Source organism: Candidatus Symbiopectobacterium sp. NZEC127, from assembly GCF_025962675.1.
Taxonomy (GTDB): domain Bacteria; phylum Pseudomonadota; class Gammaproteobacteria; order Enterobacterales; family Enterobacteriaceae; genus Symbiopectobacterium.
In genome coordinates this window covers 13,557-35,105 of sequence record NZ_JAGFPG010000005.1, presented here as the reverse complement: position 1 = coordinate 35,105, position 21,549 = coordinate 13,557, and the positions used below count along the sequence as shown (strand labels likewise).

The window sequence follows — 21,549 nt, the reverse complement described above, 5'->3', positions numbered from 1 at the left end:
GTCATCAGGCATTGTTGACGTTATAAATATGAGAACCTTTTTCCGATTTTATTTTTGTGACAGATATCACTGTAAATCATGTTAAAAAAAGATGTTACCGGCAACGTGATCGGCCTGACATTTGGCGGCGAGTCACGCCGCATTTGGGTGGCAATGGCGCGTTTGGCAGGCGATTACAGCGTACCGCCCAGCGACAGGCGATAATGCAAATCAACGTATTCAATCGTTGGCAGTTTATTGATTTTTTTGATCAATATTTCTGTTGCCACTTTACCCATTTCAAAACGGGGTGTGACAACGCTGGCAATGGCAGGTGTGGTGGCTTGCCCAATATCTAAACCGTGGAAACCGGAAATCGCGATGTGACCCGGAATGTTAAGCGACAGGCGCAGGCACTCTTGCAGCACCCCGACAGCGATATCGTCATTGGTGCAGAAAATCGCATCCACCAGTGGGTACATCTGGCGTATCAGTGCCAGCATATCAGCACCAATCGAGACAGAAGAGACCTTGTTGGGCGATATTTGCATCGGTTCTAATCCCGCTTCCTGCATGGCGCGGCTATAGCCCTGATAGCGCTTGCGGTCGCGCACATCGGACATGGATCCAAAATAGAGCACGTGGCGTTTGCCGCTGGCCAGAATCGCCACCGTCATGTCATAGGCGGCCTGCGTATTGTTGAACCCAACCACAATGCGGCCCGGTAACGGCTCCAGATCCATCACCTGCGCGACGGGAATATTGGCCGAGTCGAGGTATTTGTTGGCGCGCAGCGTGTGTTCGGAGTCGGTAAGAATCAAGCCGGCGATGTTACAAGACAGCAGGTTAACGATCTGCTCTTCTTCCCGGGTTTTATCGTAGTTGTAATTGACCACCAGCGTTTGGTAGCCGTTCAGTGCGGTAACCGATTCAATCCCGGCCAGCAGATCGGAGAAAATCTGGTTATTAAACGAAGGTACCAGAATGCCGATGCGCGGTGCGGGCGCTTGTGCCGCCTCTTTACGTTCATCGGCAGTGTAATTCACTTCCGCCATCACCTGGGCGATGCGCTGCGCGGTTTCAGGCGACACTTTATCCGGCGTGCGCAGATAACGACTGACGGTCATCTTGGTGACGCCTGATAATTGTGCAATGTCCTGTAACGTAACGCGCTGGTTCTTCATGCAGGAAAGCCCGAGTGTCGCCTGATTCAAAACGAGGATTATGCACTGCCGCTTCGGGAAAAGGAAAGCGTGTTACCGGAATACCTCTTGTAACATGGCAATAAGCGCGAAAATAATAAGAGTTTTTCGTGTGTTAGAGAAAGGGGCATAAACGGTAGCCTCTATTCCAGCGGAAATACGCGCAACGGATCACGTAAAAAGTAACCTCTTTTCGTAACATGATATTGAGTGATCTCCTTCACAGTTTTGCGGGTAATAAACCGGTTTGATAATAGGGCGTCTGGCATTGGCGATGTTATTTACGCCGCTGTTATTATCACGACAGCGGCGTTCCACACGATCACTTATTGAGCCTTCTTCTCAGCGGGCTTTGAGTTTCTTATCGTTATCAATAGGACATGCCGTTCTATTATTTATCGGGAAAGCATAATGAAAGATCTTTTTTCGTTAACGAATAAAAAAGTCCTTATTACCGGTTCCGCGCAAGGTATTGGTTTTCTGTTGGCGCAAGGTTTAGCCGAGCAAGGTGCCGATATTATTATCAATGATATTACCGACGATCGCGCTCAACATGCTGCCAGCCAATTACGTGATGCCGGGTTTGTCGCTTATGCCTGCGCTTTTGATGTGACCAATGGTCAGGCGGTGAATAACGCCATTGCCGAGATTGAAGAAAATATTGGCGCAATCGACGTGCTGATTAATAACGCCGGTATTCAACGCCGCCATCCTTTCACTGAGTTTCCTGAAAAAGAATGGGATGCGGTGATCGATGTTAATCAGAAATCCGTGTTTCTGGTTTCTCAGGCGGTATCCCGTTTTATGGTGAAACGGCAGCGTGGCAAAATCATTAATATCTGCTCAATGCAGAGTGAGCTTGGGCGGGACACCATTACCCCCTATGCTGCCTCAAAAGGGGCGGTAAAAATGCTGACGCGTGGCATGTGCGTTGAGCTTGCGCGCTATAACATTCAGGTCAACGGCATTGCTCCAGGGTATTTCAAAACCGACATGACCAAAGCGCTGGTCGACGATGAAGCCTTTACCCAATGGCTGTGTAAACGCACGCCTGCTGCGCGCTGGGGCAACCCGGAAGAGCTGATCGGCGCGGCGGTTTATCTCTCCTCACGCGCCTCTGATTTTGTTAACGGACATTTGTTGTTTGTTGATGGCGGCATGCTGGTTGCCGTTTAACAAGGAGCCGTTATGGCAGGACAATGCGCGGTGATCATGGGCGTATCCAGCACGGGAAAATCGAGTGTGGGTGCGCGGTTGGCGCAGCGGTTAGGGGCCAAGTTTATTGATGGTGACGATCTGCATCCGCGTCACAATATTCTCAAGATGTCACAGGGGCAGGCGCTGAATGATGATGATCGTGAGCCCTGGCTTGAGCGGTTGAACGATGTGATCTTCAGCCTGCAACAAAAGAATGAGACAGGCATTCTGGTCTGTTCCTCGCTGAAAAAACGCTATCGCGATCGGCTGAGGAAGGATAATCACGGCATCACCTTTCTCTGGCTGACGGGGGATTACGCGCTGGTATTGGCTCGTATGCAGCAGCGCAAAGGCCATTTCATGCCGGAAAGTTTGCTCAAAAGTCAGTTTATGGCGCTGGAAACGCCACAGGCGGACGAACCGGATGTGGTGGCGGTAGATATCGCCTCACCCGTCGACGGTGTGGTACAGCGTTGCATCAATGCGCTGACGCCTGAGCGATTACCCGTTGCCGGTTAATAAAAAAGGGCGCAGCTATTGCTGCGCCCTTTTTGTTTTCCCTGCGGGAATTATTCGTGATCTTCCCACGCTTGAGCACGTGCCACGGCTTTCTTCCAGCCGCTGTAACGGTAGTTACGCTCTACGGTTTCAATGCTGGGACGGAACTCACGTTCAATCGTTGCCTTGCTCTTCACTTCATCCAAATCGTTCCAGAAGCCGGTAGCCAGGCCTGCCAGGAACGCTGCACCCAGTGCGGTGGATTCGCGCACTTCAGGGCGTTCTACGCGGGTGCCGAGGATATCGGACTGGAACTGCATCAGGAAGTTGTTGGCAACCGCACCGCCGTCAACGCGCAGTGATTGCAGACGTGTGCCTGAATCTGCCTGCATGGCATCCAACACGTCACGTGTTTGATAAGCAATGGATTCCAGCGTAGCGCGGATGATGTGGTTGGAGTTCACGCCGCGCGTCAGGCCAAAGATGGCACCACGGGCATACGGGTCCCAATAGGGTGCGCCCAGTCCGGTAAAGGCAGGGACAACGTAGACGCCGTTGGAATCTTTCACCTTGGTGGCGAAATATTCGGAGTCCATGGATTCACCGATCAGTTTCAGTTCATCACGCAGCCATTGAATAGAGGCACCGCCCACGAACACGGAGCCTTCCAGCGCGTAGTTCACTTCGCCACGCGGGCCACAGGCGATGGTGGTCAGCAAGCCATGCTGGGATTGCACCGGCTCTTTGCCGGTGTTCATCAGCAGGAAGCAGCCTGTACCGTAGGTGTTTTTCGCCATGCCCGGCTGAACGCAAAGCTGGCCGTAAAGGGCTGCTTGCTGGTCACCGGCGATACCGGCGATCGGAATACGCGTGCCGCCTTTGCCGCCAATGTTGGTTTGGCCATAAACTTCGGAAGAAGGACGCACTTGCGGCAGCATATTGCGTGGAATATCCAGCGCTTCCAGCATGCGATCGTCCCAATCCAAGGTCTTGATGTTGAACAGCATGGTACGTGAGGCGTTGGTGTAATCGGTCACGTGTACGCGACCCTGGGTCATTTTCCAAATCAGCCAGGTATCGATGGTACCGAACAGCAGTTCGCCACGTTTGGCGCGCTCGCGCGCACCTTCCACGTTGTCCAGAATCCACTTCACCTTGGTGCCGGAGAAGTAAGGGTCAACCACCAGGCCGGTGTTGGTGCGGATGTAATCTTCCAGACCTTGTTTTTTCAGCGTTTCGCAAATATCAGCGGTGCGACGGCACTGCCATACGATAGCGTTGTAAACCGGTTTGCCTGTCTCTTTTTCCCACACCACCGTGGTTTCACGTTGGTTGGTGATACCGATACCGGCTACTTCATCAGAGCTGATATCTGCTTTAGCCAGCACTTCAACCAGCGTGGCGCTTTGCGTTGCCCAGATTTCCATCGGGTCATGTTCAACCCAGCCCGCTTTGGGGTAAATCTGGGTGAATTCGCGCTGGGAGATGGCGATGATGTTGGCATCATGATCGAGTATGACGGCGCGGGAGCTGGTAGTACCCTGATCCAGCGCGACAATGTATTTTTTTTCCGGTGTCATAGGTTCTAATCCTGTTGTGTAGCGGGTAAAAAAGCGTATGCCGTGGCGTCGCTTAGCGTGCTTCAGTACGCTGCGTTTCTTTGTCTTCTACTTCGCAGACATCGCAAGGCAAATTACGGCCAATCAAGGCGCGGTAGCCGAAGGCACCCAAACATGCCCCAACGATCGGCCCGAAAATCGGCACGAGGAAATACGGAATATCACGCGCGCCGGTGAAGGCCACTTGTCCCCAGCCAGCCAGATAGGCAAACAGCTTCGGACCGAAGTCACGTGCAGGGTTTAGTGCAAACCCGGTCAACGGACCCATGGAGGCACCGATGACTGCGATCAGGATACCGATCAGCAGCGGTGCTAACGGACCGCGCGGTACGCCGTTGCCATCGTCGGTCAGCGCCAGAATCAAACACATCAGTACGGCGGTGATAACCATTTCAACGATAAAGGCCTGGAAGACTGAAATCTGCGGGTGTGGATACGTCGAGAACGTGCCCGCCAGATTTAAACTTTCCACACTACCGCGCACGATGTTGTGAGTCTGTTCAAAATCTGCGAACAAATTGTGATAAAGACCGTAAACCAGGGCCGCGGCGCAGAAGGCTCCCGCCACTTGCGCAATGATGTACGGAACTACCTTGCGTGCGTCGAAGCAGGCAAACAGCCACAGGGCGATGGTGACTGCCGGGTTAAGGTGGGCCCCGGAAATGGCAGCAGTCAGGTAGACCGCCATGGCGACGCCCAAACCCCAGACGGCGCTGATTTCCCACTGACCAAAGCTGGCACCGGCAAGTTTTAATGCTGCCACGCAACCCACTCCAAAGAAAATTAGCAGACCGGTGCCGAGAAACTCGGCGATACATTGGCCTTTTAAGGTTGGCACTCTTGATTGACTCATAATGGTTTCCTGTTTACGGGGCTACAGAGTAATGTTCAGGCCGCTGACATAGAGCGACCCTGTATAAATGTGTGGACGATGTGAATTTATCGTTAATGTTCGAAAACGAGAAATATCGAAATCAAAATGTGTGTTGTTCGTCATAAAAATGAGCGTATTCGCCTATCAAAGCACTGCTGTACGGTTACTTACGCCCGTTTCATGTTAATGGCGGCGTTAACGTTGTTAACATGAGGGCGGGTGGGGCAGAAGAGTAGCGCGCGAATTATTATGCAAGCAAGCAAGGAATTTCAGTTTGCGCTGATTGTTGCGGTTAAAAAATCGATCAAGACTCCCACCAGAGTGGATGTCTGCTAGACAGCGCCCTGACGGCCCCATACAATTTACTGATACACTGAACGAAAGAGACGTGCTGGTGGAGTGCCATCCTTAACGCAAGCGTGATAGCGAGCGTCCGTTAAGCAGGATTGGCATGGGAAGGGGAGATAGTACGCCTCATTGGTGCCTTGCGATTAAAAGGGGTTGAAGAATGTCATTTGAAGTGTTTGAAAAACTGGAAGCCAAAGTTCAGCAGGCGATTGATACCATTACATTATTGCAGATGGAAATCGAAGAGCTGAAAGAAAAGAACGGTCAGCTGAGCCAGGAAGTACAACAGGCCGCTGCATCCCGTGAAACGCTGGTGCGTGAAAACGAACACTTGAAAGAAGAACAGGTCGTCTGGCAGGAACGCCTGCGCGCGCTGCTGGGCAAGATGGAAGAAGTCTAAGCGAGTATAACAGTCTGTTATTAGGCGGAGTGCGGCGATGGGGTCGTAGCGGCGTGAGCCGCCGGAGTGCCCCTCGTCGTGATTCGCCGGGAAACACGGACATGCATAAGCACGTTTGTCTGCAATCTCAAGGGCGCATTGCGCCCTTTTTTATCAATACGTTATTGCCGAACTATTCGATATCCAGCGGATCTTCCGACAGGATAATGCCGGTGTTGTCGGCATACAGATGATCGCCGGAGAAGAAGGTCACACCGCCGAAATTGACGCGAATATCGCTTTCGCCAACCCCTTCGCTGGCGGCACCCACTGGAATGGCAGCCATGGCCTGAATGCCGATATCCAACTCTTCCAGGTCGTCCACCTGGCGCACCGCTCCGTAGACGACGATGCCTTCCCAGGCGCTCTGTGTCGCCAGACGGGCCAGTTCGGCATCAATTAACGCACGACGCACAGAACCGCCACCATCCACCAGAAGTACACGGCCTACGCCGCTCTCTTCCAGCACATCGTAGAGGATGCCGTTATCCTCAAAGCATTTCACCGTGGTGATTTTGCCACCAAAGGAAGTGCGTCCTCCAAAGTTGGAAAACAGAGGTTCAACAACGTTCACCTCTTCGTGATAGATATCGCACAGCTCGGAAGTATCGTATTTCATCGGATTTACGTCAGTTTGCCGCCGGGATCCTGAGTATATCCCTTAAAGGCAAGTGTTGGCAAAATCATCAAATGTTAACTTGATGCGTATCAGTAAATACTCGCCGCTTAGCTGAGCATCACACCCACAGCAAACAGCAAATTGGTCAGCAGCGCGCCCTTGACGGTTTTTTCCAGCATGGGACGCATACTGAACGGACTGATTTCGCGGCGTACATAGGCAGCCTGCTTGAGCAGCAGCGGCAGGGTCAGGATAAACAGCCAGCCAGCCAGCGTGTGCAGATAAAACATCGCGAACAGGGCCAGGCACAGCGGCGCGGTCAGCAACAGCAGGGAATGGTAGCAACGGGCACGCTGCGCGCCGAGGCGAACGGCCAGCGTGTTTTTACCGCTGAGCCGATCGTTGTCGATATCGCGCAAATTGTTGATGTTGAGCACCGCGGTGGCGAGCAGGCCACAGGCGGTGGCGGGCAGCATAACAATGCTGTCAAAATGGCCGGTTTGCAGGTAATAGGAGCCTGCGACGCTGAGCCAGCCAAAGAAAATCATGACGGATATGTCCCCCAACCCCATATAACCGTAGGGTTTGTTACCCACGGTATAGGTAATGGCGGCGATCATCGCCAGCACCCCGAGGATCAGAAAACCGACGATATCCGACGGCTTCTCGCACGCCATGATGACCAGCGAAAGCCCGGACACGATGGTCAGCACCACGGTGACGATCAGCGCCATGCGCAACTGCGACAGCGAGATCACGCCGGTTTGGATGCCGCGCAACGGCCCAATACGGGTTTCGGTATCGCTGCCTTTTACCGCATCACCGTAATCGTTCGCCAGATTGGAGAGGATTTGCAGCAATCCGGCAGTCACTAGCGCCAGCAGAGCGATACCCGGTTTAAAATTGTTGTGCCAACTGGCGATGGCGGAGCCTGTGACAATGGACGCAAACGCCAAGGGAAGCGTTTTCGGACGCAAGCTGTCCAGCCAGGCTTTGGTTTTGCTGCTTTTGGTTGATAAGGTCATGATACGTATCGTTTTTTCAATGCAATGTCTGTCGCATGCATGTGTTGATGAAAAGTCCAGTCCATGAGCGCTGGCCAGAAACGCAAATGGGAGGCGTCAGCCTCCCATCATTTGCCAAACAGAACGTTTGCGCAACAGGACAATCCGAGTTACAGGGATTATAAGATAAAACGACTCAGATCTTCATCTGCTACGAGCTCGTCAAGATGACTACGCACGTATTCTGCGTCCACGGTAACAGTTTGGCCGCCCATTTCGCTGGCATCGTAAGAGATCTCTTCGATCAAACGTTCCAAAACGGTATGCAGACGACGTGCGCCGATGTTCTCGGTACGCTCGTTGACCTGCCAGGCCGCTTCGGCAATGCGACGAATGCCATCCGTGGTGAAGATGATATCCACGCCTTCCGTCGCCAGCAACGCTTTGTACTGTTCCGTCAGTGATGCGCTGGGCTCCGTCAGGATGCGTTCGAAGTCTTCCGTGGTCAGCGCTTGCAGCTCAACGCGGATAGGTAAACGCCCTTGCAGCTCGGGAATCAGATCCGACGGGCTGGAGACCTGGAACGCGCCTGAGGCGATAAACAGGATGTGATCGGTTTTCACCATGCCGTGTTTGGTGGAGACCGTACAGCCTTCCACCAGCGGCAGCAGATCGCGCTGTACCCCTTCACGCGAGACGTCCGGGCCGGAGGTTTCCCCGCGTTTACAGATTTTATCGATCTCATCGATAAACACGATACCGTGTTGCTCTACGGACTCGATAGCCTGCTGTTTCAGCTCTTCCGGGTTCACCAGCTTGGCGGCTTCTTCTTCAATCAGCAGCTTGAAGGCGTCTTTGATTTTCATCTTGTGCGCTTTCTGCTTCTGACCCGCCAGATTCTGGAACATGGACTGCAACTGATTGGTCATCTCTTCCATGCCGGGAGGGGCCATGATTTCAACGCCCATCGGGGTGGCTGCCAGATTGATTTCAATTTCTTTATCGTCTAGCTGTCCTTCACGCAGTTTTTTGCGGAAAGCCTGACGCGCAGCGGAAGGTTCTTGCGGCTCTTCCGGCTGGCCCCAGTTATTTTTTGCCGGGGGAATCAAGGCATCCAGAATACGATCTTCGGCCATCTCTTCAGCGCGGAAGCGGTTTTTTTCCAGCGATTGCTGGCGCATCATCTTGATAGCTGCATCCGTCAGATCGCGGATGATGGAGTCTACTTCTTTACCGACATAGCCGACTTCGGTGAATTTAGTCGCTTCCACTTTGATAAACGGGGCGTTAGCCAGTTTGGCCAGACGACGGGCAATCTCGGTTTTACCGACGCCGGTCGGCCCGATCATCAGGATATTCTTGGGTGTCACTTCATGGCGTAACGCGTCGGAAAGCTGCATACGGCGCCAGCGGTTACGCAATGCGATTGCCACCGCACGTTTGGCCTTGTGCTGACCGATGATGTAGCTGTCGAGTTCGCTAACGATTTCGCGCGGGGTCATTTCAGACATAATGTTATTCCTTACGCCTTTGAGGCTAATTCTTCAATCGTGTGGAACTGGTTGGTGTAGATGCAGATATCGCCTGCGATACCCAGCGACTTTTCAACGATCTCGCGTGCGCTAAGCTCGGTGTTCTCCAACAGTGCTCTGGCTGCGGCTTGCGCATAGGGGCCACCAGAACCGATAGCAATCAAATCGTTTTCCGGTTGAATTACATCGCCATTACCGGTGATGATGAGTGATGATTTTTCATCGGCAACGGCCAGCAGTGCTTCCAAACGGCGCAGCATACGATCGGTGCGCCAGTCTTTTGCCAATTCTACGGCGGCCTTGACCAGATGGCCCTGATGCAGTTCCAGCTTGCGTTCAAACAGCTCGAACAGCGTAAACGCATCGGCGGTGCCGCCCGCAAAGCCAGCGATGACGTTGTCGTTATACAGGCGGCGCACTTTACGCACGTTGCCCTTCATAACCGTGTTGCCCAATGTGGCTTGGCCGTCGCCGCCAATCACCACGTGGCCGTTGCGACGTGCACTTACTATAGTTGTCACGTGTCGATCCCCGCTAGATAAGGAAGAAGAACCCCACAGCGATGCGGGGCATATTGATGTTGTAGATGGGGGAAAAGGTGGGGGTTTTCAACCCCCGGCAGCGAGAGGAATACAGTTTGCTGCGCCTGCATCTTTCAAGCGCGATAACATTTTGTCGGCGGTGGCACGATCTTTATACGGCCCTAATGTGATGCGATTCCAGCCGCCACTGCTGGCGATGCGGCTTTCGATACCGGCAAACGCCAACTGCGCGCGCACTGATTCCGCTGGCTCCAGCGTTTTAAACGAACCACACTGCACCATCCAGCGCTGCGCTTTTTCTGGTTTGGGCGCTTCCGGCTGCTTCGCGGTTTCCACCGGTTTTTGCGCTTCCTGCTTAGGCGTGGCGGGCTGTGTCACGGGGGCGGTGACAGGCGCACGCGCACTCACAGGCGGCTGAGTCACCGTCGGCGTGGTCGCCACCGGCGGTACCACCACGGTTTTGGGCGTGGTAACCGTGACCTGAGAGCGGGGCACCGGCGTTTGATCGTTATAAGGCACTTCTGACAACTGCGTCGGCGCACGGCGCATATCCGCCTGCATCTGCTCTAACAGTTGGCGCTGTTCTTGCGTAAGCTGGACCGGTGATTTGATTTCTCCACCGGAATTGGGCGCCGTCGGCTCAGGAACACCCAACTGACGATTCTCCAGTTCTTTAATATAACGCCAGCGCTCTTCCGGCTTCGGCGGCAGGCCATTGCCGTTGTTAGTGGCGCTGCGCGGTAACACCGGCGACTCGGCAGGCTTGTTGTTGGCGATAAAATAGAGCCCGCCAGCAAAGGTTACCAGCACGGCAACAGCCAGCATTATCATAAACTTAGAGACGCCCGACGAAGAGCCTCCTCTTCGACTGGTTGTCTTTTTTCGTCGTGCGCCTGAGCGCCCACGGCTGACGTAATCTCGTTGTGCCACTGTCGTTTCGCTACAAATGAAATGAAAGATTTAGGGAGCATGTTACTGAACCCTAAAAACTTTGACCAGCACCGGAATTCTTAAACCCGATAACGAGCGTAATTTGGCGTGGCCGTGCTGTCACGAATAACCAGTTTGCTGTTGAGTAACCGTGAACCGCTGGGCACCGAATGGCCCTGCAATTGTTCCAATAACAGATGCATGGATTCACACCCCAGTTCATAGCGGGGTTGCGCGACGGTGGTGAGCGCTGGGAAACAGTATTGTGCCTGCTCGATATCATCAAAACCCACCAGCGACAGGTCTTTCGGAACATCCAGCTTCATTTTTTTCGCTTGAGAGAGCACGCCCATCGCCATCATGTCGCTGTGGCAAAATATGGCGCTGGGCGGTGCCGGGTGCTTCATCAGCATCATTAGCCCATTGATGCCGGTTTCATAACTGAAGCTGCCGCGATAGATATACTGATTATCCACTTGAATACCGCTGCGGCGCAGCGCCTGAATATACCCTTGCAAACGGTATTCGCTCAGATGCATGTTTTCAGGACCCGCGATACAGGCAATACGACGATGCCCGAGTCGGTGCAGATAATAAACGGCATCAAAGGCGGCGGTGAGATTATCGATGTGCACCGTCGGCAATTCCAGGTCGGGTGAGAACTCGTTGACCATCACCATCGGCGGCAGGTTGCGCCGTTCCTCTTTGCTGGCGCTAAACGGCAGATTGGCTCCGAGCAGCAACATGCCATCAATCTGCTTGGTGATAATCAAATCCACGAAGGATTTTTCTTTGTGATGCTGGTGGGCGCAATCGCCAATCAGTACCAGATAGCCTTGTTTTGCGGCGGTTTCTTCGATACCGCGCAGCACATCGGTGAAAAAAGGATCGCAAATATCCGGCACGATAGCGAGCAGCGTGCGTGACTCGCTGCGTTTTACATGACGGGCAAGCGCATGCGGCGCGTAACCGACAGTGAGCACGGCTTGTTCAACCCGCTTACGCGTTTGGCTGGAAACCTTCTCCGGGTTCATCAACGTTCGGGAGACCGTGGCCGTCGACACACCAGCGACCTCTGCCACGTCTTTCATCGTCGCCGGCGTGGTGTCATTTTTATAGTCCAACGCGGTTCTCCTTGCATCGTATGCGATTGGCGAACAAGACGGCGGCACGCACACCGCCCAATTTTTTGCCCGACAGGCTTATACCACCTTTTGTGCTAAGGATACTGTTTCTCTGCATACGCTTAACAGATGGCGCGCAAGTTTTGCTGCTCCGATTGCATAAAAGATGTGACGGATGTCGTTTTTTCGGCACCGTTCGCATTTTTTCGCGGTGTGTTAACGTCGGCGATCAGTTATCGGTGGGGTCGACATCCAACACCCATTTCACTTTTCGCGCCTCGGGCAGGAGCGGGATCAGCGGCAGTGAAGCTTTGACGACACGCTGAAGCGTGGCGCGGGAAGGATGCTGCAACAGCAATTGCCAGCGAAAGCGCCCGGCGCGTTTGGGTTGCAATGCGGGAACCGGGCCGAGCAGCCAGAGCGCATCATCCTTGAGCGGGCTACTTTCCAGCAGGTTGCGCAGCTGCTGGAGGAAAAGCGACGCATGCTGATTATCGTGATCGTCGGCGCGGAACAGAATGTGGCTGGTGTAGGGGGGCAGAAACACGCTCTGGCGCTCTTTCAGCGTCTGGCTGGCGAAGGCGTCGTAACCCTTTTGTAGCAGCAATTGCAGTAACGGATGGTCAGGATGGTGGGTTTGCAGCACCACTTCGCCGCTTTTCCCGGCGCGTCCGGCGCGTCCGGAAACCTGGGTATACAACTGGGCAAAACGTTCTGTGGCGCGAAAATCGGCAGAAAACAGCGAGCTGTCAACATCCAGCAGCGCCACCAGCGTGACATCAGGGAAATGATGCCCTTTTGCCAGCATCTGCGTGCCGATAAGAATGCGTGCGTCTCCCTGACGTACCTGCGCCAGTTGCTGTTCGAGCATGCCTTTGCGGCTGGTGGTATCGCGATCGATACGGGTAATCGGTACGTCGGTGAACAGCGACGTCAGCGACTCCTCTAACTGCTCGGTGCCCAAGCCAACTGGCACCAAGTGCGTTGAACCGCAGTGCGGACACTGCTGCGGCACCGGACGCTGGCTGTCACAATGGTGGCAACGGAGCTGACGCTGCTGCTGGTGATAGGTGTAATAGTGCTCGCAGCGCTGGCATTCGGCGATCCAACCGCATTCGTGACACATCACCACCGGCGAAAAACCCCGGCGGTTAAGAAACAGGATGACCTGATTATTGTGTTCAAGATGGTGGCGAATGCGGGTAATCAGCGGCTGTGACAGGCCGCTGGTGAGCGGTAATCCTTTGACATCGAGGATATGTTGGCGCGCAGGTTGTGCATTGCCCGCGCGTTTGCGCAGCGTAAGCTGACGGTATTTACCGTTCTGCACGTTGTAGAGCGTTTCCAACGCCGGCGTGGCGGAGCCCAGCACGATGGGAATATTTTCCTCTCTGGCGCGGAACACCGCCAAATCACGCGCGTGATAACGCCATCCTTCGTGTTGTTTGTACGAGCCGTCGTGCTCTTCATCGATGATGATCATTCCCAGACGGGCAAACGGGGTAAACAGTGCGGAGCGGGTGCCGATGACAATCGCGGATTCTCCACTGCGTGCGCGTAGCCAAACCGCCAGGCGCTCGCTGTCGTTCAGTCCAGAGTGCAGCACATCCACCGGCGCGATGAAGCGTGCGCGGAAACGGGCAATGGTTTGTGGCGTCAGGCCGATCTCGGGCACCAGCACCAGCGCCTGCTTGCCTTGTGATAGCACGTTTTCCAGCGCGCTCAGGTACACCTCGGTTTTGCCAGAGCCGGTAATCCCCGCCAGCAGCCAGGTGGTAAAATGGCTGTCTTCGCTGCGAATGGCACCCACGGCGGTCGCCTGCTCGGTATTGAGGCGCAGCCGCTCATCATGGGTGATGGGCTGGTCACGCCAGTCCCGCACCTCTGCCTCGATGGCTTTGAGATCGCACAACCCTTTGGCGCGCAGCGCCTGCAATGCGGTTTCCGTCAGGCCGGATTCAGTCACCTGATGGCGGTACAACGCACCCTGTATCAGGGCCGCCAGTGCCTGCTGCTGTTTGCGGGCCCGCGCCAGCGTGGCGAGCGGCGTGGCCTTGCCTTGTTCGGTGGCGAACCACTGCCAGAGCGGGGCGCGATGGGCCGGTTTGCCCTGTCGCAGCAAAATCGGTAAGGCGTGGAACAGCACTTCACCTATCGGATAGTGATAGTAGCCCACGGCCCAGAGCAGAATGCGCCACAGGCTGTCAGGGAAAAGCGGCTGCGCATCGAGTACGTCGTGAATGGATTTGAGCTGTTCTACCGGAAGTTCGCTGCGATCGCTGCATGCCACGACAATACCAATTGCCTTGCGGTTGCCAAAAGGCACGCTGACGCGCACGCCCGGCGACGGCGACATGCCTGCGGGCAGCAGGTAATCGAATGTGCGTGCCAGTGGCACGGGCAATGCGACCTGAACGATGGACATGCTTTCTCCGGCTGATAACTCTGGCGCTATGCTGTTTTCCCTGCACAGCGCAGTCCGGCGGCACGATGGGTTACCGCGCTGCGGACGTCATGGGGGCTTGCGCCGCCAGTGTACAGGTTGCAGACTAAAATGTGTTACCTGATTGCATCGGCTGGCTAATTTCTGTATGATTCGCCGCCTTTATACGACTTTGCTATGCGTGGTGTAATGACCGGCGCGATGGCGAAGCGTATACTGATCGTAAGTAGTCAATGTACAGTACTGTGCTTACAGTACTTAACTTCGTGTGGTGTCTGGCGAAACAGGGCTGGATAGCGACACGGCCTTAACAGAGGTTTGCCATGAAAAAAGGTATTCACCCGAATTATGTCGCAATTACTGCAACGTGTTCTTGCGGTAACGTTATCAAAACCCATTCTACCGTGGGTCACGATCTGAACCTGGACGTTTGTGGCGAATGCCACCCGTTCTATACCGGTAAACAACGTGTTGTTGACACCGGTGGTCGTGTTGAGCGCTTCAACAAGCGTTTCAGCGTGCCGGGCAGCAAAAAATAAGCGTCCCCGCATAAACAATAAAGGCACCCAAGGGTGCCTTTATTGTTTCTACCGTCCGATCAACCGATCAATATTCCCACGTATCCGGGTCAATCCCCATCTCGCGCATGATCGCCTTGGCCACTTCAGGGATTTCATCGCTGCGCTCTTTACGCAAATCGTGGTCATCCGGTAGCGGCTGACCGGTAAATGCGTGCAGAAACGCTTCGCACAACAATTCACTGTTGGTTGCATGGCGCAGGTTATTGACCTGACGTCGGGTGCGCTCATCAGTCAGGATTTTCAGCACTTTAAGCGGAATCGAGACCGTGATCTTTTTAACTTGCTCGCTCTTTTTACCGTGTTCAGCGTAAGGGCTGACATACTCGCCGTTCCACTCAGCCATGGGATACCTTAAAAATATAGTCGTCGGGAAGATAAAACCGTCATGATATGAGGGTAATTCTAACGGGATTTCCGTCAATGCTCAATCTATACGCAAAGAAGTTTAGAAGTCTAGATGTATTGACGTCCGTTGAGCTTGGGATTACTCTTGAGAGCCTATACCCTGCCGCCAGTTAGGAAAATGACCATGACGCGTAAACAAGCAACGATCGCCGTTCGTAGCGGACTTAATGATGATGAACAATACGGCTGTGTGGTTCCGCCGATTCATCTCTCCAGCACCTACAATTTCACCGGTTTCAACCAGCCCAGAGCCCATGACTACTCGCGTCGCGGTAACCCGACGCGTGATGTGGTGCAGCGTGCGTTGGCGGAACTGGAAGGCGGGGCTGGATCGGTAATGACCAGCAGCGGCATGTCAGCCATTTTGCTGGTGTGCACCGTTTTTCTGCGTCCGGGTGATGTGTTGGTTGCGCCTCATGATTGCTATGGCGGCAGCTACCGTTTGTTTGACAGCCTGAGCAAGCGCGGCGCGTTCCGCGTAAAATTTGTCGATCAGGGCGACGCGGCTGCGCTGGCAGCGGCGCTGGAAGAGAAACCCAAACTGGTGCTGGTGGAAAGCCCCAGCAACCCGCTGCTGCGCGTGGTGGATATCGCCGCCATTTGTCAGGCAGCGCGTGAAGCCGGTGCGGTCAGCGTGGTGGATAACACCTTCCTGAGCCCGGCGTTGCAGCGTCCGCTGGCATTGGGGGCGGATTTGGTGGTGCACTCCTGCACCAAGTATCTCAATGGTCACTCCGATGTGGTGGCAGGTACAGTGATTGCCAAAGACCCGGCGCTCGTGACCGAGCTGGCCTGGTGGGCGAACAATATCGGTGTGACGGGAGCGGCGTTTGACAGCTACCTGCTGCTGCGCGGGCTGCGCACCCTCGGCCCGCGTATGGCCGCCGCGCAGAAAAATGCGCTGCAACTGATTGATTACCTGCAAACGCAGCCGCTGGTGAAAAAGCTTTATCACCCTTCGCTGCCGAACAACCCAGGCCATGAGATTGCGCGTCGTCAGCAGTCCGGTTTCGGTGCCATGTTGAGTTTTGAACTGGACGGGGATGAAGACACCCTGCGCCGTTTCCTGGGTGAGCTGGAACTGTTTACGCTGGCGGAATCGCTGGGCGGCGTGGAAAGCCTGATTTCTCATGCGGCCACCATGACCCATGCGGGCATGGCGCCGGAAGCGCGTGCAGCAGCGGGTATCTCTGAAACCCTGCTGCGTATTTCGGTCGGCATTGAAGACGGTGACGATCTGGTTGCCGATCTGGATCGGGCATTCCGGGTGGCAACTGAGGGAGCAGCATGAGTGCGTTAGGCGTATCAGCGGCGGTTTCTGGCCGCCAACTGCATAAATTTGGCGGCAGCAGTCTGGCAGATGTGAAGTGTTATCAACGCGTTGCGGGGATCATGGCGGAGTACAGCCGCCCTGGTGATTTGATGGTGGTGTCAGCCGCAGGCGGCACAACGAACCAACTGATTAGCTGGCTCAAACTGAGCCAGAGCGATCGCCTTTCTGCCCATCAGGTGCAGCAGGCGTTGCGTCGTTACCAAAGCGATTTGATTGCCGGCTTGCTGCCTGCGGATGCCGCAGAGCGGCTGACCTCGCTTTTTATCCGCGATCTGGAGCGTCTGGCGGCGCTGCTGGATGGTGGCGTGACCGATGCGGTTTATGCCGAAGTGGTGGGGCACGGTGAAATTTGGTCTGCGCGCCTGATGTCGGCGGTATTGAACTTGAGCAATATCGACGCCAACTGGCTGGACGCTCGCGATTTCTTACGCGCTGAACGCTCCGCACAGCCACAGGTGGACGAAGGGCGCTCCTGGCCGCTGCTGCAACAGCTGTTGACGCAGCATCTGGGGCAACGGCTGGTGGTGACCGGTTTTATCAGCCGCAACGAGGCCGGTGAGACGGTATTGCTGGGGCGCAACGGCAGTGACTATTCGGCGACGCAAATCGGTGCGCTGGCGGGTGTAGAGCGCGTGACCATTTGGAGCGATGTTGCCGGTGTTTACAGCGCCGACCCGCGTAAGGTGAAAGATGCCTGTCTGCTGCCTTTGCTGCGCCTTGATGAGGCCAGCGAACTGGCGCGTCTGGCGGCACCGGTGCTGCATGCGCGCACCTTGCAGCCGGTGTCTGCGAGCGATATCGATCTGCAACTGCGTTGCAGTTACAACCCGGAACAAGGCTCTACGCGCATTGAGCGCGTGTTAGCGTCGGGCACGGGGGCGAAGATTGTCACCAGCCACGATGACGTTTGCCTGATCGACGTGCAGATTCCCACACAGCATGATTTTGCGCGCGTGCACAAAGAGATTGAACAATTCGTCAGCCGTGCGCAAGTGCGTCCGCTGGCGATTGGTGTCCATGCCGATCGCAATCTGGTGCAACTGTGTTACACCTCGGAAGTGGTGGACAGCGCCTGGCAGGCATTGGAAAAGGCGGGGTTGCCAGTGACGTTCACTCTGCGTGAAGGGTTGGCGTTGGTAGCCATGGTCGGGGCCGGTGTGTGTCGTAACCCGTTGCACAGCCACCGTTTTTATCAGCAGTTGAAAGATCAGCCTATCGAGTTTGTCTGGCAGTCCGAAGATGGTATCAGCCTGGTGGCGGTGCTGCGCGTGGGGCCGACCGAGCATTTGATTCGCGGTTTGCACCACTCATTGTTCCGCGCAGAAAAACGGATCGGACTGGTGCTGTTCGGCAAAGGCAATATTGGTTCCCGCTGGCTGGAGCTGTTTGCGCGCGAGCAGGCGCTGATCTCGGCGCGTACCGGCTTTGAGTTTGTGCTGGCGGGCGTGGTAGACAGTACGCGTAGCCTGCTGAACTACGACGGGCTGGAAGCCAGTCGCGTGCTGGCCTTCTTTGATGATGAAGCGCAGGAACGTGATGGTGAAGACCTGTTCCTATGGATGCGTGCTCATCCTTATGACGACCTGGTGGTGTTGGATGTAACCGCCAGCGAAGCGGTATCGGATCTCTATCTTGATTTCGCCAGCTACGGTTTTCATGTGATCAGCGCCAACAAGATTGCGGGCGCCTCCAGCGGCGATCGTTATCGCCAGATTCGCGATGCCTTTGCCAAAACCGGGCGTCACTGGCTGTATAACGCCACCGTGGGTGCAGGGCTGCCGGTGAACTATGCGGTGCACGATCTGCGCGACAGCGGTGACAGTATTCTGGCTATCAGCGGTATCTTCTCCGGCACTTTGTCGTGGCTGTTCCTGCAATTTGATGGCAGCGTCCCGTTCACCGAGCTGGTGGATCAGGCCTGGCAACAGGGGCTGACGGAGCCGGACCCGCGCGTCGATCTTTCCGGGCAGGACGTGATGCGCAAACTGGTTATTTTGGCGCGCGAAGCGGGCTATGACATCGAACCTAATCAGGTACGGGTGGAATCGCTGGTGCCTGCGGGCAGTGAAGCGGGGTCAATCGATCAGTTTTTCGAAAATGGCGATTCGCTGAACGAGCAGATGGTACAGCGTCTGGAAGCGGCACAGGAGATGGGATTGGTGCTGCGTCACGTGGCGCGTTTCGATGTCAGCGGCAAGGCGCGCGTGGGCGTGGAAGCGGTACGACCCGATCATCCACTGGCTTCTCTGCTGCCCTGTGACAACGTGTTCGCTATCGAAAGCCGGTGGTATCGCGACAATCCGCTGGTGATCCGCGGGCCGGGTGCCGGACGCGATGTAACGGCCGGGGCAATTCAGTCGGATCTCAACCGATTGGCGCAACTGCTGTAAGGCCTCTTCTCTTGCTAGCGGTGGTTGTTGACCACCGCTATTCCTCTTCATCCTGTCACTGAAATGTCATGGCGTTAACACGTCGTTGACATCATTACCCCGGACAATCAGCGCCATCGAAAGGTTTGTTTGGGTGCACAGGTGTGCAAAACACAACGTCTTCTTCCGCCGCGCTAACGCCGCACATTACGCTCGCGCATCTGCATGCCGGGTACGGTGCTACGCCTGTTTTAAATGATATTCACCTGGAGATTGCTCAAGGTGAATTTGTCGCGCTGCTCGGTGCCTCTGGCTGTGGCAAGACCACCTTGCTGCGCACTATTGCTGGATTTTCCTCGCCGGATGCCGGTGCGGTTCTGGTCAACGGCCAGGATATTACCCACTTTCCGCCGGAAAAACGCGGCATGGCGCTGGTGTTTCAAAGCTACGCGCTGTGGCCGCATATGACGGTGGCACAGCACATTGCCTACGGCCTCAAATTACGGCGCCTGCCGAGAGCGGAGATCGCGCGCCGCGTGACCCAGCTTGAAAGCATGCTGGGACTGACCGGGTTGGGGGAGCGCAAACCGGCACAGCTCTCCGGCGGCCAGCGCCAGCGCGTAGCCTTGGGGCGAGCATTGGCGATACAGCCAGACATCTTGCTGCTTGATGAGCCGCTCTCCAATCTGGATACCCGCATTCGCTTGCAACTGCGCGACGAGATTCGCGCCTTGCAGCAGCGTCTGGGCCTCACGGCGATTCACGTGACGCACGATCGCGAAGAAGCCATGGTGATGGCGGATCGCATCGTTATTCTGCACCAAGGACGTGTGATGCAGGCGGGCAGTCCACAACAGGTGTATCACCACCCAACCAGTGCCTTTGTCGCGGCGTTTATGGGGGCTGAAAACCAGCTGATGCTGGAGGCCTATTATGACGGCGACAGGTTGACGCTGCGCGGCGATGAGCAGGGCGCGGCGCTGGTGCCACGGCATTCGACGTTGCAACCCGGCATGGTAGAAGCGCGCTTTCGCGCCGAAGCTGCACAGCTCTACGATGCAACACAAGCGCCGCCAGCGGCTCCCGGCATGCTGGTGCGTCAGGGCACGGTGTTGGCACAAAGCTATCCGGGCGGCCATTGGCAGCACACGGTTGTCAGCGGTGTATGGCGGATGCAGGTGCATGCCTCTGCGCCTTATGCCGTTGGTCAGCGCGTTGAGGTACAGATCCCGGCTGAGGCGCTGTTTCTGTTTTCGGCATCTGATGCATCAGCCCCGTTCACTGCAACATCACTGGCTTCTGCTTCCCCTTCTCACGATTCGCTTCCCGGCCTGACTACCCAATCTTGTACTGGAGACCACTGACATGAAACGCATTTTTGCTGTAACGCTCATGATGGGCGCTTCACTTTCTGCCGCGCAGGCGCAAGAGCTGACCGTGCTGACGGCTGGCGATCAAAACATGGTCGATTATGTGAACGACTATCTGGGGCCGCTGTTTGAGCAACAGCATCCGGGCGTCAAGGTCAGAGCCGTTGGTACTGGGCCGGGCGATGCAGGTTCACAGAAGATCCTCGAGCGCTTTAACGCGCAGCAAGCCGCAGGCAGCAAAGTCTGGGATACCGACGTTGCCGTGGTGCATGAAAAATTTGTCGGCCCGATGGTGAAGGGCGGCCAACTGCTGCAATACCGTGATGCGATTGCCAGCGGCAAGCTGGTGACCATGGCGGCGGCAGACAAAGCGTTAGGCAGTGATGTCAAAGGCTATGTGATGCCGATGTTCAGCAGCCAAACCGCACTGGCCTATAACCCGGCGCTGGTGCCGAATCCGCCGAAAAGCTATGACGAACTGCAACAGTGGGCAGCGGCACACCCAAAACAGTTTGGCTATAACGGCATTAAAGGGGGCGCGTCGGGTGTCAGCTTCGTGATGGGATGGGTTTATGCTTACGGCGGCGATGCCAATAAGCTGATGAACGGCCCGTTTGAAGAAACGGAAGCGCAGAAATGGCAACCGGCCTTTGACCGCCTGAAAGCGTTCAATAAAAACGTTACCCTGACGCCGGGCAATGCGGGCACGCTGGATATGCTGAGCCGGGGTGAGATTGCCATCGGTCCGGTGTGGGTAGACATGTTCTACTCGTGGAAAGCCAACGGCCAGTTGCCGGATAATTTCAAACTGCTGCTGCCTGCTCCGGGTATGCCCGGTCAGCCGATGCACTACGTGATCCCGGCGCAAGCGCCCAATCGCGAGTTGGCCCAGCAGTTTGTCGAACTCGCCACCAGCCCGAAAGTGCAGGCGCAAGGCATTGTTGAGCGTTTCAACTGGTATCCGGGCATTGATGCCAAATACGTACAATCGGCGCTGAAGCCGGAAGTCTGGCAGCGTCTGTTTACCGATATTTCGCCGCAGGATCTGGCGACGAAAGGGAAAACCTTCCCCATCGCGCCGTATAACGCGGCGATCCTCAATGCTTATGAGCACGCGATGGCGCAGTAATCGCCCGCTTTA

General features: G+C 55.5%; 20 protein-coding genes. 9 read left to right on the top strand and 11 right to left on the bottom strand.

Translation table 11 applies throughout. From position 1 onward, the window contains the following. The first annotated feature begins 78 nt into the window (after window positions 1-78). The gene (locus J5069_RS17750) at window positions 79-204 is read left to right on the top strand and encodes a hypothetical protein (RefSeq protein WP_264645123.1); all 126 of its coding nucleotides are present in this window, start codon (window positions 79-81) and stop codon (window positions 202-204) included. On the opposite strand, the gene J5069_RS17745 is transcribed toward J5069_RS17750, so the two are convergent. Beyond that, window positions 174-1,163, bottom strand: a complete 990-nt coding sequence (locus J5069_RS17745; RefSeq protein WP_264645122.1) for a substrate-binding domain-containing protein — start codon at window positions 1,161-1,163, stop codon at window positions 174-176. The genes J5069_RS17750 and J5069_RS17745 overlap by 31 nt on opposite strands. A 429-nt stretch (window positions 1,164-1,592) precedes the next feature. On the opposite strand from J5069_RS17745, the gene idnO reads away from it, so the two are divergent. Further along, on the top strand, window positions 1,593-2,357 hold the full coding sequence (idnO, locus tag J5069_RS17740; RefSeq protein WP_264645121.1) for a gluconate 5-dehydrogenase: 765 nt from the start codon (window positions 1,593-1,595) through the stop codon (window positions 2,355-2,357). Window positions 2,358-2,369: 12 nt separating this feature from the next. Further along, on the top strand, window positions 2,370-2,897 hold the full coding sequence (locus J5069_RS17735) for a gluconokinase (protein WP_264645120.1): 528 nt from the start codon (window positions 2,370-2,372) through the stop codon (window positions 2,895-2,897). A 50-nt stretch (window positions 2,898-2,947) separates the two neighbouring features. Here J5069_RS17735 and glpK read toward each other — a convergent pair whose 3' ends face one another. Further along, window positions 2,948-4,456 carry a glycerol kinase GlpK gene (gene glpK / locus J5069_RS17730; RefSeq protein WP_264645119.1) on the bottom strand — a complete coding sequence of 503 codons (1,509 nt, stop codon included), beginning with the start codon at window positions 4,454-4,456 and terminating at the stop codon, window positions 2,948-2,950. Between the two features lie 52 nt (window positions 4,457-4,508). Next, the gene (locus tag J5069_RS17725) at window positions 4,509-5,348 is read right to left on the bottom strand and encodes an MIP/aquaporin family protein (protein ID WP_264645118.1); all 840 of its coding nucleotides are present in this window, start codon (window positions 5,346-5,348) and stop codon (window positions 4,509-4,511) included. A gap of 529 nt (window positions 5,349-5,877) precedes the next feature. Between J5069_RS17725 and zapB the strand changes: the two genes are divergently transcribed. Then, entirely contained in the window at window positions 5,878-6,117 is a 240-nt protein-coding gene (gene zapB / locus J5069_RS17720) for a septal ring assembly protein ZapB (protein ID WP_264645117.1), read from the top strand. A 172-nt stretch (window positions 6,118-6,289) separates the two neighbouring features. On the opposite strand, the gene rraA is transcribed toward zapB, so the two are convergent. From rraA to priA, 7 genes are all read right to left on the bottom strand, one after another. Next, entirely contained in the window at window positions 6,290-6,775 is a 486-nt protein-coding gene (rraA, locus tag J5069_RS17715) for a ribonuclease E activity regulator RraA (RefSeq protein WP_264645116.1), read from the bottom strand. Between the two features lie 107 nt (window positions 6,776-6,882). Further along, on the bottom strand, window positions 6,883-7,800 hold the full coding sequence (locus J5069_RS17710) for a 1,4-dihydroxy-2-naphthoate polyprenyltransferase (RefSeq protein WP_264645115.1): 918 nt from the start codon (window positions 7,798-7,800) through the stop codon (window positions 6,883-6,885). 158 nt (window positions 7,801-7,958) lie between these two features. After that, complete coding sequence (gene hslU, locus J5069_RS17705) at window positions 7,959-9,290, bottom strand: HslU--HslV peptidase ATPase subunit (RefSeq protein WP_264645114.1); 1,332 nt, start codon at window positions 9,288-9,290, stop codon at window positions 7,959-7,961. A gap of 11 nt (window positions 9,291-9,301) precedes the next feature. Then, window positions 9,302-9,832 (bottom strand): ATP-dependent protease subunit HslV, encoded by a 531-nt coding sequence (gene hslV, locus J5069_RS17700; protein ID WP_264645113.1) that lies wholly within the window; start codon window positions 9,830-9,832, stop codon window positions 9,302-9,304. 87 nt (window positions 9,833-9,919) lie between these two features. Next, window positions 9,920-10,783: a cell division protein FtsN gene (ftsN, locus tag J5069_RS17695; RefSeq protein WP_264645112.1), complete on the bottom strand. Its 864-nt coding sequence runs from the start codon at window positions 10,781-10,783 to the stop codon at window positions 9,920-9,922. A gap of 80 nt (window positions 10,784-10,863) precedes the next feature. Next, window positions 10,864-11,874, bottom strand: a complete 1,011-nt coding sequence (gene cytR / locus J5069_RS17690) for a DNA-binding transcriptional regulator CytR (RefSeq protein WP_413542259.1) — start codon at window positions 11,872-11,874, stop codon at window positions 10,864-10,866. Window positions 11,875-12,136: 262 nt separating this feature from the next. After that, the gene (priA, locus tag J5069_RS17685; RefSeq protein WP_264645110.1) at window positions 12,137-14,332 is read right to left on the bottom strand and encodes a primosomal protein N'; all 2,196 of its coding nucleotides are present in this window, start codon (window positions 14,330-14,332) and stop codon (window positions 12,137-12,139) included. Between the two features lie 341 nt (window positions 14,333-14,673). Here priA and rpmE point away from each other — a divergent pair, with 341 nt between their 5' ends. Continuing rightward, window positions 14,674-14,889, top strand: a complete 216-nt coding sequence (gene rpmE, locus J5069_RS17680) for a 50S ribosomal protein L31 (protein ID WP_195313079.1) — start codon at window positions 14,674-14,676, stop codon at window positions 14,887-14,889. A 67-nt stretch (window positions 14,890-14,956) separates the two neighbouring features. Here the strand turns inward: rpmE and metJ are convergent, their stop codons facing one another. Next, window positions 14,957-15,274, bottom strand: a complete 318-nt coding sequence (gene metJ, locus J5069_RS17675; RefSeq protein ID WP_196907435.1) for a met regulon transcriptional regulator MetJ — start codon at window positions 15,272-15,274, stop codon at window positions 14,957-14,959. A 186-nt stretch (window positions 15,275-15,460) separates the two neighbouring features. Here metJ and metB point away from each other — a divergent pair, with 186 nt between their 5' ends. The 4 genes from metB (at window position 15,461) to J5069_RS17655 (ending at window position 21,537) form a co-directional block, all read left to right on the top strand. Then, entirely contained in the window at window positions 15,461-16,627 is a 1,167-nt protein-coding gene (metB, locus tag J5069_RS17670) for a cystathionine gamma-synthase (RefSeq protein WP_264645109.1), read from the top strand. Further along, the gene (locus J5069_RS17665) at window positions 16,624-19,059 is read left to right on the top strand and encodes a bifunctional aspartate kinase/homoserine dehydrogenase II (RefSeq protein WP_264645108.1); all 2,436 of its coding nucleotides are present in this window, start codon (window positions 16,624-16,626) and stop codon (window positions 19,057-19,059) included. Before metB ends, J5069_RS17665 begins: the two co-directional genes overlap by 4 nt. A 143-nt stretch (window positions 19,060-19,202) precedes the next feature. After that, entirely contained in the window at window positions 19,203-20,402 is a 1,200-nt protein-coding gene (locus J5069_RS17660) for an ABC transporter ATP-binding protein (protein WP_264645107.1), read from the top strand. Window position 20,403: 1 nt separating this feature from the next. Beyond that, on the top strand, window positions 20,404-21,537 hold the full coding sequence (locus J5069_RS17655; protein WP_413542254.1) for an extracellular solute-binding protein: 1,134 nt from the start codon (window positions 20,404-20,406) through the stop codon (window positions 21,535-21,537). Window positions 21,538-21,549 lie beyond the last annotated feature (12 nt).